Annotated in this window: 12 protein-coding genes; 1 reads left to right on the top strand and 11 read right to left on the bottom strand. The window is 61.0% G+C overall.

Going from position 1 to position 15426, the window contains the following annotated elements; translation table 11 throughout:
* Positions 1-52: 52 nt before the first annotated feature.
* From dbpA to betI, 11 genes are all read right to left on the bottom strand, one after another.
* On the bottom strand, positions 53-1390 hold the full coding sequence (dbpA, locus tag KW062_RS27240; protein ID WP_256351154.1) for an ATP-dependent RNA helicase DbpA: 1338 nt from the start codon (positions 1388-1390) through the stop codon (positions 53-55).
* A gap of 262 nt (positions 1391-1652) precedes the next feature.
* Positions 1653-3080: a multidrug transporter subunit MdtD gene (gene mdtD, locus KW062_RS27235; protein ID WP_105753718.1), complete on the bottom strand. Its 1428-nt coding sequence runs from the start codon at positions 3078-3080 to the stop codon at positions 1653-1655.
* A 151-nt stretch (positions 3081-3231) separates the two neighbouring features.
* Positions 3232-4569: a TldD/PmbA family protein gene (locus KW062_RS27230; protein ID WP_105753719.1), complete on the bottom strand. Its 1338-nt coding sequence runs from the start codon at positions 4567-4569 to the stop codon at positions 3232-3234.
* Positions 4569-6011 (bottom strand): TldD/PmbA family protein, encoded by a 1443-nt coding sequence (locus tag KW062_RS27225; protein WP_105753720.1) that lies wholly within the window; start codon positions 6009-6011, stop codon positions 4569-4571. The genes KW062_RS27230 and KW062_RS27225 overlap by 1 nt, the downstream gene beginning before the upstream one ends.
* 160 nt (positions 6012-6171) lie before the next feature.
* Positions 6172-6867: an RraA family protein gene (locus tag KW062_RS27220; protein ID WP_027617068.1), complete on the bottom strand. Its 696-nt coding sequence runs from the start codon at positions 6865-6867 to the stop codon at positions 6172-6174.
* Positions 6868-7032: 165 nt separating this feature from the next.
* On the bottom strand, positions 7033-7377 hold the full coding sequence (locus tag KW062_RS27215; RefSeq protein WP_105753721.1) for an AzlD domain-containing protein: 345 nt from the start codon (positions 7375-7377) through the stop codon (positions 7033-7035).
* Positions 7374-8099, bottom strand: a complete 726-nt coding sequence (locus KW062_RS27210; protein ID WP_027617070.1) for an AzlC family ABC transporter permease — start codon at positions 8097-8099, stop codon at positions 7374-7376. The genes KW062_RS27215 and KW062_RS27210 overlap by 4 nt, the downstream gene beginning before the upstream one ends.
* Positions 8099-8743: a hypothetical protein gene (locus tag KW062_RS27205; RefSeq protein ID WP_256350850.1), complete on the bottom strand. Its 645-nt coding sequence runs from the start codon at positions 8741-8743 to the stop codon at positions 8099-8101. The genes KW062_RS27210 and KW062_RS27205 overlap by 1 nt, the downstream gene beginning before the upstream one ends.
* Before the next feature lie 213 nt (positions 8744-8956).
* Positions 8957-10657, bottom strand: a complete 1701-nt coding sequence (gene betA / locus KW062_RS27200; RefSeq protein ID WP_105753722.1) for a choline dehydrogenase — start codon at positions 10655-10657, stop codon at positions 8957-8959.
* Between the two features lie 154 nt (positions 10658-10811).
* Complete coding sequence (betB, locus tag KW062_RS27195; protein WP_105753723.1) at positions 10812-12284, bottom strand: betaine-aldehyde dehydrogenase; 1473 nt, start codon at positions 12282-12284, stop codon at positions 10812-10814.
* A 103-nt stretch (positions 12285-12387) separates the two neighbouring features.
* Entirely contained in the window at positions 12388-12981 is a 594-nt protein-coding gene (gene betI / locus KW062_RS27190; RefSeq protein ID WP_027617073.1) for a transcriptional regulator BetI, read from the bottom strand.
* A gap of 378 nt (positions 12982-13359) precedes the next feature.
* Between betI and KW062_RS27185 the strand changes: the two genes are divergently transcribed.
* On the top strand, positions 13360-15300 hold the full coding sequence (locus KW062_RS27185; RefSeq protein WP_256351153.1) for a BCCT family transporter: 1941 nt from the start codon (positions 13360-13362) through the stop codon (positions 15298-15300).
* Positions 15301-15426: the final 126 nt, after the last annotated feature.

Here is a 15426-nt window from a genome sequence, read left to right as displayed (position 1 = left end):
CTTCGCGAGCAGGCTCGCTCCCACAGGGTATCTTCTTCGGTTGGAAGATTGCTTACAGGATACGCACGCGCAACGAACGGCCCTTGATCTTGCCGCTGTTCAAACGCTGCAAGGCCTGCTTGGCGATGCTGCGGTCGACGGCGACGAAGGCCTGGAAGTCGAAGATCGCGATCTTGCCAACCTGCGCGCCTGGCACGCCGGCGTCGCCGGTCAGGGCACCGAGGATGTCGCCCGGACGTACCTTGTCCTTGCGCCCGGCGCCGATGCACAGGGTGCTCATCGCCGGCAGCAGCGGGCCACCGCCCTGTTGGGTGAGGTTGTCGACCTGATCCCAGTTCAGCGGGGTCTTTTGCAACTGTTCGATGGCCTGGGCGCGATGCGCTTCGGACGGTGCCACCAGGCTGATCGCGATGCCTTTCTCACCGGCACGACCGGTACGGCCGACGCGGTGGATGTGGATTTCCGAATCCCGAGCCAGTTCGACGTTGATCACCATGTCCAACGCATCGATGTCCAGGCCGCGCGCGGCGACGTCGGTGGCCACCAGCACCGAAGTGCTGCGGTTGGCGAACATTGCCAGGACCTGATCTCGGTCACGCTGTTCCAGGTCACCGTGCAGGCCGACGGCGGAAATACCCTTGGCGGTCAGGTGATCGACGGTCTCCTGCACCTGCTGCTTGGTGAAGCAGAAGGCCACGGTTGACTGTGGACGGAAGTGGCCGAGGACCTTGACCACCGCATCCATGCGCTCGTCCGGGGAAATCTCGAAGAAGCGCTGTTCGATCTGGCTGTCGTCGTGGAACGCCTCGGCCTTCACTTGCTGCGGGTTGCGCATGAATTTCGACGCCAACTGCTTGATGCCCACCGGGTATGTGGCAGAGAACAGCAGGGTCTGACGGCGCTCCGGGCACTGGGCGATGATTTCTTCGATGGAGTCGTAGAAACCCATGTCGAGCATGCGGTCGGCTTCATCGAGGATCAGCGTGTTCAGGCCGTGCAGGACCAACGAGCCCTTGCGCAGGTGCTGCTGGATCCGCCCCGGGGTGCCGACGATGATGTGCGCGCCGTGCTCCAGCGAACCGATCTGTGGACCGAACGATACGCCGCCACACAGGGTCAGGACCTTGATGTTGTCTTCGGCACGGGCCAGGCGACGGATTTCCTTGGCCACCTGGTCGGCCAGCTCGCGCGTCGGGCAGATCACCAGTGCCTGGCAACCGAAGAAGCGCGGGTTGATCGGGTTCAGCAGGCCGATGCCAAAGGCTGCGGTCTTGCCGCTGCCGGTCTTGGCCTGGGCAATCAGGTCCATCCCCTTGAGGATCACCGGCAAGCTTTGCGCCTGGATCGGCGTCATCTGGGCATAACCGAGGGAGTCGAGGTTAGCCAGCATGGCGGCAGAAAGCGGCAAAGTATTAAAAGCGGTGGCGATGGTGGTCACGGGACTGGCCTGCAAAACAAAATGTCGCGCAGTGTACCAGTCCTATGGCCTTTAGCCCGTAGTTTCCGGATGAGAAGTAGCCGAGCGATGACCAGGCAAGGCGAAAACTGGCGAGAAACGGCTGAGGTCGCACCCGACTTGGCTTTAGCCAATGAGCATTTCGAGGCTGTTTTCAACGCAGCATGGTCGAGCGCAGGCACTTATCGTCCGGAAACTAAGGCTCTATGTGTTCTTCCGGACGTCTGACCCGCCGTCCGTCTTTTGGCGACAGCTGCAAAAAGATCGCCGCTGCCAGCATCGCCATGATCCCGACCGTGACAAAGGTCAACTGGAAAGCGCCCAGCACGGTCTCCGCGCCATCGTTGCCGACCTCGGCGGTAAAGCCGCCGAGCAGCGCGCCGGCGCAGGCCACGCCCAGGCTCAGGGACAACTGTGCGACCACCGACAGCAAGCTGTTGCCGCTGCTGGCGTTGGCGTCGTCGAGGTCGATCAGGGTCACGGTATTCATCGCGGTGAACTGCAGCGAGTTGATCGCCCCGAGGATTGCCAGGTGCACCAGCAGCAGCCAATACGGCGTCTGCTCGCTGACCAGGCCCATGCTCGCCAGCATGATCCCCAGCGCCAAGGTGTTGCCGGTGAGCACGATGCGATAGCCCAGGCGTTCGATCAGCGGCCGCGCCACCCACTTGGCAACCATCGCCGCAGCGGCCAGCGGCAACATGCTCATCCCTGCCTGGGACGGCGAATACCCCATCGCCACCTGCAACAGCAGCGGCACCAGAAACGGCAGGGCACCGCTGCCGAGTCGGGCGAACAGGTTGCCGAGGATGCCCACGGCGAAGGTCCGGGTGTTGAACAGCGAGGGCGAGAACATCGCGTTATCGATATGTCCGGCCCGCAGCCAATACGCCGCCAGACACGCCATGCCACCGAACAGGAGCAACATTACCCGCAGGTGCGGCAGGTGCAATTCACCGAGGCCTTCCATGGCAATGGTGATCAGCACCATCGCCGCGCCAAACAGCACGAACCCCAGGCTATCGAAGCGCGTGCGCTCACTGCCGCGCAGGTCGGGAATGAACTTCCAGACGGCGTAGCAGCCGATCAGGCCCACCGGCAGGTTGATCAGAAAGATCCAGTGCCAGGTCATGTACTCCACCATCCAGCCGCCCATGGTCGGGCCGATCAAGGGGCCGAGCAGGCCGGGAATGGTGATGAAACCCATGATCCGCACCAGTTCCGAGCGCGGGTAGGCGCGCAGCACCACCAGCCGCCCGACCGGCAGCATCAGTGCGCCCCCCAGGCCCTGAATCACCCGGGCGCCGATCAGCATACTCAGGCTGCTGGACAAGGCGCAGAGCAAGGAGCCGAAGCTGAACAGCAGGATCGCGCTGAAGAAGATCTTCTTGGTGCCGAAGCGGTCGGCGATCCAGCCCGAGGCCGGGATCAGCAGGGCAACAGTGAGCATGTAGGCAATGATCACGCCCTGCATGCGCAGCGGGTTTTCCGCCAGGTCGCGGGCCATGGCCGGCAGCGCGGTATTGAGGATGGTCCCGTCGAGGGACTGCATGAAAAACGCAATCGCTACCACCCACGGAATCCAGCGGGCGGTGACGGGATCGAGAACAGGGCGGCTGGACATGGGACCTCTTGAATTTTGACAACTCACCGCCCCCTGTAGGAGCGGCTTCCCGCTTGCGGCTGCTCGCGATGCGGTCATCAGCGACACCGCATCAACTTCATCGCCAGCAGGCTGGCTCCTACAGGTTAATCGGTGTTAACAGATCCGGGGGTTAAAGGGTCAACGTCAACCGCTTGATCAACGCCCCTGGCAACAACGTCGACGCCGTGGCTCGCTGGTCGTAGGTGCTGGCCGACAGGATCAGTTCGCGCTCACGGGTCAGGGCTTCGAGTTGCGAGCCCAACAGACTATAGGCGCTGTCATCGAAACGCATGGTGCTGACCGGTGCCTGGATCTCGCCGTTCTCCACCCAGAAAGTAGCGAAGCGGGTCATGCCGGTCAGGCGGGCGGCCGGTTGGTCCGAGTAGTTCAAGTACCACAGGTTGCTGATGTACAGGCCGGTGCCCAGCTGCTTGAGAATCTGCGACTCGGCCAGCGTTCCAGCGGCCATGTTCAGCGCGCTGGGCGCTTCACCGTCGCCAGCACCGTTGGCAGTCAGGCCATATTCGGCGGCGCTGCGCGAACTGACCAGGCGCTGATCGGCCTGGCCGGCGGCGATCAACTTGAGGTCGCTGCGCGGATAACCTTCACCGGAAAACGCCGGGCTCAGCGAGCCGCTGACCTGTTCATCGAGCGACAGCAGCGGGCTGAAAGCCTGGTCGCCGCCATAGAGTTTTTGCAGCGGGCTACTCTTGCTGGCAATCGACTGTGCGGAAAAGCCGCCCCAGCAGAGCATGCCGACCAGTTCGTCGAGGGCCGCCGGTGCCAGGTAGGCGCGGTACTGACCCGGTGGCAGGGTGCGCAAGGGGCGACCGAGAAACTCCAACTGCTCCCGAGCCTGCTCGAAGCGTTTGGCGAAGGCTACGCTGTTCCAGTCGTGGCCGGCGTAGCTGGCCTTCACCGCCTGGCCGTTGGCGTGGAACAGGCTGAAGTCGAAGTTGAAGCTGTTGGCCTGATGCCAGCCAAACGCACCCGATGAACTGGCGAATCCGCGGCTGATCGGGCCGGCGGCATAGAAGCCGACCAGGTCCAGGCCAGCGGCGGCGCTGGCGATTTCGGCCACTGCCTGGGCGGTGTCCGGCAACGGATGGTCCTGCACGTTATGGCTCTGCCAGGCATCGTGGTTGAGCAGCAGGTACGGATCCGGTGGCAGCAGCGGCAAGGTCTCGCGCAGTTGCTGCAGGGCGTCGGCCAGGCGCTCGCGGTCGACCTGCGGATCGCCGGCCAGGGTGATGCTCAAGTCGGCATGCCGACCCCCATCAATCAATTTGAAGCCGAGGCGCGCCTGCTGCACCTGCCCGGCCTGGCGGACCTGAGCGTGGTTGAAGCGCACGAACGCCGACGACTCGGCGGCATAGCTCAAGGTGAATTGCTCCGGCTCGCGCAGGGCTTCACGCAAGCCGTTCACCAGTGCCTTGAATTGCTCGACCTGACTCAATGCGGTACTCATCAGGCGTCTCCCCCAAACACGTCAATGTTGCTGAATACACAGGCCGGCGACGCGTGGCCGACGCGGATCACCTGGTTCGGTTCGCCCTTGCCGCAGTTCGGCGTGCCCAGCACCTTGAAGGTGCTGCTGTCGCCGACCGCGCTGAGGTTGTTCCAGAACTGCGCGGAGATACCCCGGTAGTTGGGGTTCTTGACCACGCCCTTGAGTTCGCCGTTCTCGATCAACTGGCCCCATTCGCAGCCGAACTGGAATTTGTTGCGCGCATCGTCGATCGACCAGGAGCGGTTGGTCGACATCAGCACACCGCGTTCGATACCTCCGATCAACTGCGCAAGTGACTGCTCGCCCGGTTCGATATTGAGGTTGGCCATGCGATCGATCGGCGGCCGGTTCCAGCCGCAGGCGCGGCTGTTGGCGACGCCATTCAGATTGGCGCGAAACTGCGACAGTGCGCCGCCCAAAGGCCGTTGCAGCAAGCCTTCGCGGATCAGGAACTGTTTGCTCGCGGGCGTGCCGTCATCGTCGTGGGCGTAGCTGGCGAGCTCTTCGGGAATCTCCGGGTCGAAGGTCACGTTGAGCAGTTTCGAGCCGTATTGCAGGCTGCCGAAATCGCTGGTTTTGACGAAGCTAGTGCCGGCGTAGTTGCGCTCATCGCCGAGGATGCGGTCCAGCTCCAGCGGATGACCGATGGATTCGTGGATCTGCAGCATCATCTGGTCCGGCATCAACAGTAGGTCGCAGCGGTCTTGCGGGGTGTTCGGGGCCAGCAGCAACTGCAGGGCCTGGTCGGCCACCTGCGGCGCGGCGCCGATGAGGCCGCAGCGGCTGATGACGTCGGCGCTGCCTTGCTGGCCGAAGTTCTCGCGCCCGAGGCTGCGGGTCTGGCTGTCGTTGCCGTCGTAGGCGGTGACGTCCAGCCCGGGATAGACAAAACGCTGCGCCTGGCGCAATTCGGCGCCGGCGCTGTTGAGGTAGATCTGCTCGACATGGGTGATGCCGATGCTCACCTGCCAGTTCACCAGGCGCTCGTCCTTGGGCACGGCGGCGGATTCGGCGCCAAGCAACTGGTAGCACTCGGCGAGTGACGGGAACGGCTGTTGCAGATTCGGTGACAGGTAGTCGCCGCGCTCGCTGGACACCGCTTGCTGGCGCAGGTCGAGCAGGGCGTGGGCGGCCAGCGCGCGGGCCAGCTGTTCGGCGCGCTCGAGGGCGGCTTGCAGGCCGGCGAGGGACAGGTCGTTGGTCGCGGCGTAGGCTTCGACACCATTGACTCGGGCGGTGAGCATCGCGCCTTCGTCACGGCTCAGGTGTGGCGGCTCGGCAACGTTCTTGCGTACCGACAGGTATTGGCCCGACTCGCGCACGTAGCGCAGGGAAAAAAACTCGGCGCCGGTGCGCAGGTCAGCGAAGCGCTGCTTGAGTTGCGGATGGAAATCGAACATGCCTACCTCCGTGTGGGGGGATCTTTGGGGCGTTGTGCGCACTGCTTTTATTGTGGGAGCGAGCCTGCTCGCGAAAGAGCGATGACGCGGTCATCCTGAATGGTCGCGGCGTCCTCGAGTCCATCGCGAGCAGGCTCGCTCCTACAGGAGGTTGAGCGCTTTAGAGCGGGCAGCCTTTGGCGCGCAGGATGGCGTCGAAGCGATCCGGGTCGAGAGTGCCGGCTTCGATGGCGGCCAGGGTCGCCTTCTCACGGGCCAACAGGTCGTGGCAGCGCACCAGCAACTCCGGCAGTTCGGAGCGGGCAGCCGCAACCACGCCGTCGCCGTCGCCGATCATCAGGTCGCCCGGCGCCACCAGCATGCCGGCGCAGGAGATCGGTACGTTGATCTCGCCACCGCCGTCGGTGCTCGGGCCACGATGAACACCTCCGATGGCATAGGCGGGCAGTTCGCCGGTCTGCCATTCGTCGAGGTCACGCAGCGCGCCGTTGATCACCACGCCGACGATCCCGGCTTTGAGCGCCATGGCGCGCATGATGCCGCCGAACACGGCGCGGGTCAGGTCGGCACTGCCGTCGATCACCAGTACGTCACCCGGACGGGCCATCTGCATGGCCTTGAGGATCATCAGATTGTCGCCGGGGCGCACACGCACTGTCAGCGCACTGCCGAGCATTGGTGCATTGCCATGGAACGGCTTGAGGCCGAGGCCGCCAACGTTGCGACCCAGGCAGTCGCTGACGGCGGCCGCAGGAATCTTGCTGAACTCGGTCAGCCATTTCGGATCGAGGGGTTCTACGTTGGGATTGATCAGATAGCCGGTGGGCCATTTGCTCGAAGAGACGACATCAAACATGAGTAAGCCTCGTGGCCAGCCAGGGGGCGGCCTGTCGGTGGGGCGGGGAGGTGAAACGTTTGCGCGATGCCTAGAGTAGGCCGGCGTGAGTAAGGGATCAAGGTTCGCGAGCATCCCATTGCGGCTTGCTCGCGTTCGATTATGTCAACTGCAGCAGTGTTGTCTTCAGCCGTTCATATAGGTGAAAGCTGCCACATAAACGAATAGGCTTGCGAAGAACGCCGGCAGGATTTTCCTGGTTTTGGCCACCGCTATGAAGGTGCCGAGCAGTAAGCATAGCTTTAGGGCGTCCAGCATCTGAAACTGTTGTATGAGTGTCAGCGCATCCATTTTGTTGAATGCAGTGTCGTAGATGATCACCCCCAGCATGGCCTGTGCGCTGTAGCTGATAAACCGATAAAAGGAACCCTGGGTCTGGGTCAGTGCAGCGCTGTTTTTGACGGCGAAGGGTAACGCGCGAAATGCAAAGGCAGTCAGGGCAGAAAACGCGATAAGCAACCAGAGAGTCATGAGGTATAACTGCCTCGTTTTTTCATATTGTTTTCAATCAGTACAATCAGTCCACCGATAATGAAGGGTGTGAGCAGCAAACTGTAATCCTTGAATAAATAGACCAAAACTGGCGCGCCAATAAAGCCAGCCCAATAACTCGAAACCTCCGCATAGTGCGGCCAGTGCTTTCCGGCCAATGCGGTGAACTGAAGAGGTAACAGGAGCGTCATGGCTGCAAAAATAACCGGTGAGGTCAGTGTTGCACCGGCGACAAAGCCTAAGTAAGTGCAAAGGATCGAGATGCCGAATATGGGTAGGCCGAGGCCGACCAGATAGGTAAAAGGGAGGTCGATTCGTCGTTTGAATCGAGTGACGCAGCCGGTGAATATCGAGGGTGTAATCAGGATCAACGATGCCATGGTTTTCAGGGTTGAAGTGTTTCTTATAAAAGGCGCAAGGGTTGCGGAGAGCAGTACGAACCGGGCGTTGAGTGCCAAAATGATGGGGATCAATACCCATCCTTCATTAGGGTTCTGAATAAGCAGGAACTGCAGTGGAGTGGAAAAAATCAGCAAGGTTGTTGCAAGCGCCTGGCCAAGCGATAGTGACTGTGTGGCGCTCACAACACCGATCGATAGATACAGAAAGACGAATGCAACGCCAAACGTGACTGCATCGCGTGTTCCTTCCATAAATACGTTAGCGGTCGTAGGTCGAATTGACGCGTTTGAGGTCAGCATCAGCGAACTTCCTGGGTGCCAGCGGGCTCATCCAGCGGGTGGTATTGTTTTGCGTGGGGCAGGCGAGCACGAATTTTGTCGAGCACGTGCTGCCCGCCATTGACGGCACGCATCCGCTCCCCGCTCTGTGAGTCGATGCGAAAATCCAATGCAAACTGAAAGCCGTAAATGTCGGAGTATTCAACGACCTGACGAATTCGATTTTTCAGGCTGGTGACATTTTTTCCGGAAATGAACGTAGCTTGCATCCCCAATAATTCGCCGACTTCCTCGTCGCTCAAGTCTGCAATCAAGTCACTTGGAAAGTAGTAGGCGGTGGGCATTTTTGTGGTGTCACGGCAAACGGTCAGGGCCAAATAGTCAACCTTCAGGCTTTCATACAAATCATCGGAGTGAGGCGTGATGTCGCCAAGTCCGTTACCCCATTCTCGATATTTCTCGGCGGAGGGCTTCAGGTAGAGCGCTTTGTGTTCTTCGTATTCGTATTTAACGTCTGTGAGGTGAAATAGATCAGACAGAGCCTCGTGTACGATTAATGCAAGTTTTGGCGAGTCGAGGGTGATCATTTTTTCTTTGGATATTTCTTCTCGGAAAAAACGCACACGTTCGCGGCTGTCGAGGTGTTGCAGGTCATTCAAGGTCATCAGATTTGCAGCTGCCACATTTTTGGGTGGCGGATGATATTTAAACTTGATGGTCTCGTGGGTATGTAAGTGTTTCCAATTTTTAGAGCTTGAGGTTAACTAGTTTTAGTAACTTTGTGTCATTGATTTAGTTTGAAATGGATTGCTTTTGGCAGACGAAAAAAAACCGCCACCTAATGAGGGCGGCGGTTTTTTTGAGCCGAGGTCTTATCGTTAAGCTGGATGGCTCACCTCACGCAGCGGCTTGCCACGTACCGGGGCTTCGCCGGCGACGTAGTACTTGGCCTGGCTGCGTGGCAATGGCTGGCGACCACGGATCTTGTCGGCGATTTTTTCGGCGATCATGATCGTCGGCGCGTTGAGGTTGCCGGTGGTGATCAGCGGCATGATCGAGGCATCGACCACACGCAGGCCCTGCATCCCGTGGACGCGACCCTCGCCATCGACCACCGCCATTTCGTCGGTGCCCATCTTGCACGAGCAGGACGGGTGGAACGCGGTTTCAGCGTGTTCGCGAATGAAGGTGTCCAGTTGCTCGTCGGTTTGCACCTCGATGCCCGGGCTGATTTCGCGACCGCGGAACGCATCCAGCGCAGGCTGCTGCATGATTTCCCGGGTCAGGCGGATGCCGTCGCGGAATTCCTGCCAGTCCTGCTCGGTGGCCATGTAGTTGAACAGGATGCTCGGGTGCTGGCGCGGGTCCTTGGACTTGACCTGGATCCGCCCACGGCTTGGCGAACGCATGGAGCCCATGTGTGCCTGGAAGCCGTGCTCTTTCACACCGTTGCTGCCGTTGTAGTTAATCGCTACCGGCAGGAAGTGGTACTGGATGTTCGGCCACTCGAAATCCGGACGGGTACGAATGAAACCGCCGGCTTCGAACTGGTTGCTGGCGCCGATCCCAGTGCCGTTGAACAGCCATTCGGCACCGATGGCCGGCTGGTTGTACCAGAGCAGCGATGGGTAGAGCGACACCGGTTGGGTGCAGGCGTATTGCAGGTACAGCTCGAGGTGATCCTGCAGGTTTTCACCGACGCCCGGCAGGTCGTGGACCACCGGGATATCCAGGCTTTCCAGGAGCTTGGCCGGACCGACGCCGGAGCGTTGGAGAATCTGTGGCGAAGCAATCGCACCGCTGCACACCAGCACTTCCTTGCGCGCACGGGCTTCCACGACTTCTTCGGCGCTGCCCACCAGGTAGCGCACACCCACGGCGCGCTTACCTTCGAACAGCACTTTGTCGGTCAGCGCGTGGGTGACGATGTTCAGGGTCGAACGCTTCTTGGCAGTGTCCAGGTAACCGCGCGCGGTGCTGGCGCGACGGCCTTTGGGCGTCACGGTGCGGTCCATCGGACCGAAACCTTCCTGCTGGTAGCCGTTGAGGTCTTCGGTGCGCGGGTAACCGGCCTGCACGCCGGCTTCAACCATGGCGTGGAACAGCGGGTTGTTGCCGGCCTTGGGCGTGGTCACGCTGACCGGGCCTTCGCCGCCGTGGTAGTCGTTCGGGCCGATGTCGCGGGTTTCCGCCTTGCGGAAATACGGCAGGCAGTCCAGGTAGGTCCAGTCTTCCAGGCCGGGGTTTTTCGCCCAGCCGTCGTAGTCCATGGCGTTGCCACGGATGTAGCACATGCCGTTGATCAGCGATGAACCACCCAGGCCCTTGCCGCGACCGCATTCCATCCGGCGGCCGTCCATGTGCGGCTCCGGGTCGGTTTCGTAGGCCCAGTTGTAGCGGCGGCCTTGCAGCGGGAACGCCAGCGCCGCCGGCATTTGTGTGCGGAAGTCGAAACGGTAGTCCGGGCCGCCGGCTTCGAGCAGCAGGACGGTGACGCCAGCGTCTTCGGTCAGACGGGTCGCCAGGGTGTTACCGGCCGAACCGGCGCCGATGATGATGTAGTCGTATTCTTGGGACATTGTATGCACCCTCTTTGATGGTGGTCAGGTCGGGCCTTGGCGAGTGCGGTGCACTCGGTTCGCTGGCAAGCCAGCTCCTACAGGTACTGCGCTGTCCTTGTAGGGGCTGGCTTGCCAGCGAAAGCGGCCTTACGGGCAATGCATCACTCGGGTCTTAAAACACCGAGGCGTAATCGCCCAATTCAACCTGTACCGATTTGATGCGGGTGAAGTTGTTCAGCGAGCTGATGCCGTTCTCACGGCCAACACCCGACTGCTTGTAGCCGCCCACCGGCATCTTCGCGTCGGATTCGCCCCAGGCGTTGATCCAGCAGATACCGGCTTCGAGCTGATGAATCACGCGGTGTGCGCGGTTCAGGTCGCGGGTCACGACACCGGCGGCGAGGCCGAAGTCGGTGTCGTTGGCGCGGCGGATCACTTCTTCTTCGGTTTCGTAGGTGAGGATGCTCATCACCGGGCCGAAGATTTCTTCACGGACGATGGTCATCTCGTCGGTGCAGTCGGTGAACACGGTCGGTGCCACGAACGCGCCCTTGGCGAAATCGCCCTCGGTCATGCGCTCGCCGCCGCACAGGACGCGCGCGCCCTCGGCCTTGCCCTTGGCGATGTAGCCCAGCACGCTTTCCATGTGGGCGAAGCTGACCAGCGGGCCGAAGTTGGTGTTTTCGTCTTGCGGGTTGCCGACGCGAATGCGTGCAACGCGCTCGGCGATCTTGGCTTCGAATGCTGCTTTCAGGTGGCTCGGCACGAACACGCGGGTGCCGTTGGTGCAGACCTGACCGGAGCTGTAGAAGTTGGCCATCATCGCGGTGTCGGCGGCGCGGTCGAGGTCGGCGTCGTCGAAAATGATCAGCGGCGACTTGCCGCCCAATTCCATGGTGACGTCCTTGAGCGAGGACGCCGAGGCGCTGGCCATGACCTTCTTGCCGGTGTCGGTGCCGCCGGTGAAGGAGATTTTCTCGATGCGCGGGTGCTCGGTCAGCCAGGTGCCGACTTCACGGCCGCTGCCGGTCAGGACGTTGAACACGCCATCCGGCAGGCCGGCTTCGGTGTAGATCTCGGCCAGTTTCAAGGTGGTCAGGGAAGTGACTTCGCTTGGCTTGAAGATCATCGCGTTACCCGCGGCCAGGGCCGGGGCGGATTTCCACAGGGCGATCTGGATCGGGTAGTTCCACGCGCCGATACCGGCCACCACACCCAGCGGCTCGCGACGGGTGTAAACGAAGGAGGTGGTGCGCAGCGGGATCTGCTCGCCTTCGATCGCTGGCACCAGGCCTGCGTAGTACTCCAGCACGTCGGCGCCGGTGACGATGTCGACGTACTTGGTTTCGGAGAACGCTTTGCCGGTGTCCAGGGTTTCCAGGGCGGCCAGCTCATCGTTGCGCTCGCGCAGGATGTCGACGGCACGACGCAGGATGCGCGAACGCTCCATGGCGGTCATCGCGGCCCAGATTTTCTGGCCCTTTTCAGCGCTGACCACAGCGCGCTCGACGTCGTCGAAAGTCGCACGTTGCACATTGGCGAGGACTTCCCCGGTAGCCGGGTTGATGGCTTCGAAAGTGGCATCGCTGCCAGCGTCGGTGTAGCCGCCATCGATGTAGAGTTTTTGCAGTTCGAAACGGGCCATAAAGTCCTCGCAAGCGCATTGAGTGGGTTGGCGGTAACCAGCGTTCGGGTCGTACAGCACGACACGTGCGCTGGCGTTCAGGGGTAGAGCGTTCTGGTGTGCTCTAACTCACCTGCTTGGCCAATTGGATATCCATGTATTCGTAAGCGATCCGCTGCGCCTGCTCGGTGTCGAAAGCATCTCCCGACAAGGCGCCGCGCAACCACAAGCCGTCGATCAGTGCAGCCAGTCCACGGGCCGCGCTGCGTGCCTGGTCCAGCGGCAAGACGCGGCGGAACTGGCAGCACAGGTTGGAATACAGGCGGTGATCGTTGATCCGCTGCAACCTGTGTAGCGACGGTTGATGCATGCTGGTGGCCCAGAAGGCCAACCAGGTTTTCATTGCCGGGCCATTGACCTGGCTGGCGTCGAAGTTGCCTTCGATGATCACCTGCAGATGGGCCCGCGGGCTGTCATCTGTCAGCGCCTGACGGCGCAGGGTGACGTTCTCGCTGAGGACGCTCATCAGATACCGCATCGTGGCGGCAATCAGGCCGTTCTTGTCCTGAAAGTAATGACTGATGATGCCATTCGAGACACCGGCCAAACGGGCGATCAGCGCAATGCTGGCGTCCCCCATTCCGACCTGATCGACGGCCAGTAATGTGGCTTCGATCAATTGCTGGCGGCGAATGGGTTGCATACCGACCTTGGGCATCTTGCACCTCTCCTTAGGCCTCCCGACGGACATAAAACGTCTGTCGGATTGAGGACCAGTCTATTTTGTTTTGATTGAACGTTCAATCAACAAAGAATAAGATCTGCGACAAATCGTCGCTGCCTACAGGTTTTTCCTACGTGTAGCTGGCGGAAAAACGACATCCAAAAACGCTCGAAACCCACGCGCACAGGCGCTGCGGGCTTCGGGCTTTTTTCCGGCTGTCTTTATATCACCCGCTGGTCGGCTGCCCACTAACCGATTGGTCGGGTACGGCTTTGCCTTGTGTCCTTCTCTCGCACTGCCTGGAGCATCTGTGCAATGAGTTCTGCCTCTCTAATAAAGACCCCACCAGAAAAGGTGACGGTCAACGGTTGGGTGTTCTACACCTCCACCGCATTGATTCTGCTGCTGACTGCCATCCTCATTGCCGCGCCGCAAGAAGCGGGCCGATTGCTGGGCATTGCCCAGGCCTGGCTGTCGCGCAGCTTCGGCTGGTATTACATGGTGGTGATCGCCGCCTACCTGGTGTTTGTCGTCGGCCTGGCGTTTTCCTCCTACGGCAAGCTCAAGCTGGGCAGCAAGGACGACACCCCGGACTTCAGCTACGGCGCCTGGGCGGGGATGCTGTTCTCCTCCGGTATCGGTATCTCGTTGCTGTATTTCGGTGCGTCCGAGCCGCTCGACCACTTTTTCAATCCACCGGAAGGTGTGCCGGGTTCCCATGAGGTGGCGCGTCAGGCAGTGCAACTGACCTTCCTGCACTGGGGCCTGCATGGCTGGGCGATCTACGCTTTGGTCGGGCTGGCCGTGGCCTACTTTGCCTACCGTCACAACCAGCCGCTGGCCTTGCGGTCGGCGTTGTATCCGCTGGTCGGCGAGCGCTGGGTCAAGGGCGCAGCCGGGCATGCGGTGGACGGCTTTGGCATGTTCGTCACGCTGCTGGGGCTGGTGACCAACCTGGGGATTGGTTCGCTGCAGGTGTCGTCGGGGCTTGAGAACCTGTTCGGCATGGAGCACAGCAACACCAACCTGCTGATCGTGATTATCGTCATGAGCACCGTGGCGACCATCGCCGCCGTGTCGGGTGTGGAAAACGGCATTCGCCGCCTGTCCAACCTGAACATCGTGCTGTTCAGCGGCCTGCTGATTTTCGTGCTGTTGTTCGGCCCGACCCTGCACCTGCTCAATGGCTTCGTGCAGAACATCGGCGACTACCTCAACGGCGTGGTGCTGAAAACCTTCGACTTGTACGTGTACGAAGCCGACAACGCCAAGTCCGAGCGCTGGCTGGGCCTGTGGACCCTGTTCTATTGGGCCTGGTGGATTTCCTGGGCGCCATTTGTCGGCATGTTCATCGCGCGTATTTCCCGTGGCCGTACCGTGCGCGAGCTGGTGGCCGGCGTGCTGCTGATCCCGCTGGGCTTTACCTTGGCGTGGCTGTCGATCTTCGGTAACTCGGCGCTTGATCTGGTGATGAACCAGGGAGCGGTGGAGCTGGGCAAGACGGCGCTGGAGCAGCCGTCCATGGCGATTTACCAACTGCTTGAGCATTATCCGGCGTCGAAAATCGTCATCGGTGTGTCGATCTTTGTTGGCTTCGTGCTGTTCCTGACCCCGGCGGATTCGGGGGCGGTGATGATGGCGAACCTTTCGTGCAAAGGCGGCGATGTCGACGAAGACGCGCCACACTGGCTGCGGATTTTCTGGTCGGCGGTGATCACCTTGGTGACCATCGGCCTGCTGTTCGCCGGTAACTTCGAAGCCATGCAGACCATGGTGGTGCTGGCCGGCCTGCCTTTCTCGGTGGTGCTGGTGTTCTTCATGTTCGGCCTGCACAAGGCAATGCGCCAGGACGTGCAGATCGAACAGGAACAGGCGGAGTTGGCGGCGCGTGGTCGTCGTGGTTTCAGCGAGCGTCTGACTCAGTTGGACCTGCAGCCAAGCCAGGCCGTGGTGCAGCGGTTCATGGACAAGCATGTGAGCCCGGCGTTGACTGATGCCACCGATCAGATGCGTACCCAGGGCCTTGAAGTGCAGACCGTGCTGGGCAAGTCCAAACGCTGCATGGGCGTGCGGGTAGAGATGGAAGAAGGCAACCCGTTCGTCTATGAAGTGAGCCTAGATGGTTATCTGGCGACCCCAACCGAATCGGCCCAGTCCGACGAGGCGCGCCAGCGTTACTACCGTGCCGAGGTGTATCTGCACAACGGCAGCCAGGATTACGACCTGATGGGTTTCACCCAGGACCAGATCACCCGCGACGTGCTCGACCAGTTCGAAAGCCATCGGCAGATGTTGGGGCGGGTGTATAGCTAACGCCACATAACCTGTGGGAGCGGGCTTGCCCGCGATGGGGCCATCAGTTACACCGCTGTATCACCTGCTATCCCACAAACAAAAACGCCGCGATCTCTCGCGGCGTTTTTGTGTCTGCGGGCTTGG

This window comes from Pseudomonas fluorescens, assembly GCF_019212185.1.
Classification (GTDB): Bacteria; Pseudomonadota; Gammaproteobacteria; order Pseudomonadales; family Pseudomonadaceae; genus Aquipseudomonas.
The sequence above is the reverse complement of the archived record's forward strand: the minus strand, read 5'-3'. Positions and strand labels throughout refer to the sequence as shown.

Excerpts from the sequence above, each read along its gene's own strand:
- dbpA (WP_256351154.1), bottom strand. The coding sequence starts at position 1,390 with ATGCTGGCTAACCTCGACTCCCTCGGTTATGCCCAGATGACGCCGATC.
- mdtD (WP_105753718.1), bottom strand. The coding sequence starts at position 3,080 with ATGTCCAGCCGCCCTGTTCTCGATCCCGTCACCGCCCGCTGGATTCCG.
- KW062_RS27230 (WP_105753719.1), bottom strand. The coding sequence starts at position 4,569 with ATGAGTACCGCATTGAGTCAGGTCGAGCAATTCAAGGCACTGGTGAAC.
- KW062_RS27225 (WP_105753720.1), bottom strand. The coding sequence starts at position 6,011 with ATGTTCGATTTCCATCCGCAACTCAAGCAGCGCTTCGCTGACCTGCGC.
- KW062_RS27220 (WP_027617068.1), bottom strand. The coding sequence starts at position 6,867 with ATGTTTGATGTCGTCTCTTCGAGCAAATGGCCCACCGGCTATCTGATC.
- KW062_RS27215 (WP_105753721.1), bottom strand. The coding sequence starts at position 7,377 with ATGACTCTCTGGTTGCTTATCGCGTTTTCTGCCCTGACTGCCTTTGCA.
- KW062_RS27210 (WP_027617070.1), bottom strand. The coding sequence starts at position 8,099 with ATGCTGACCTCAAACGCGTCAATTCGACCTACGACCGCTAACGTATTT.
- KW062_RS27205 (WP_256350850.1), bottom strand. The coding sequence starts at position 8,743 with ATGACCTTGAATGACCTGCAACACCTCGACAGCCGCGAACGTGTGCGT.
- betA (WP_105753722.1), bottom strand. The coding sequence starts at position 10,657 with ATGTCCCAAGAATACGACTACATCATCATCGGCGCCGGTTCGGCCGGT.
- betB (WP_105753723.1), bottom strand. The coding sequence starts at position 12,284 with ATGGCCCGTTTCGAACTGCAAAAACTCTACATCGATGGCGGCTACACC.
- betI (WP_027617073.1), bottom strand. The coding sequence starts at position 12,981 with ATGCCCAAGGTCGGTATGCAACCCATTCGCCGCCAGCAATTGATCGAA.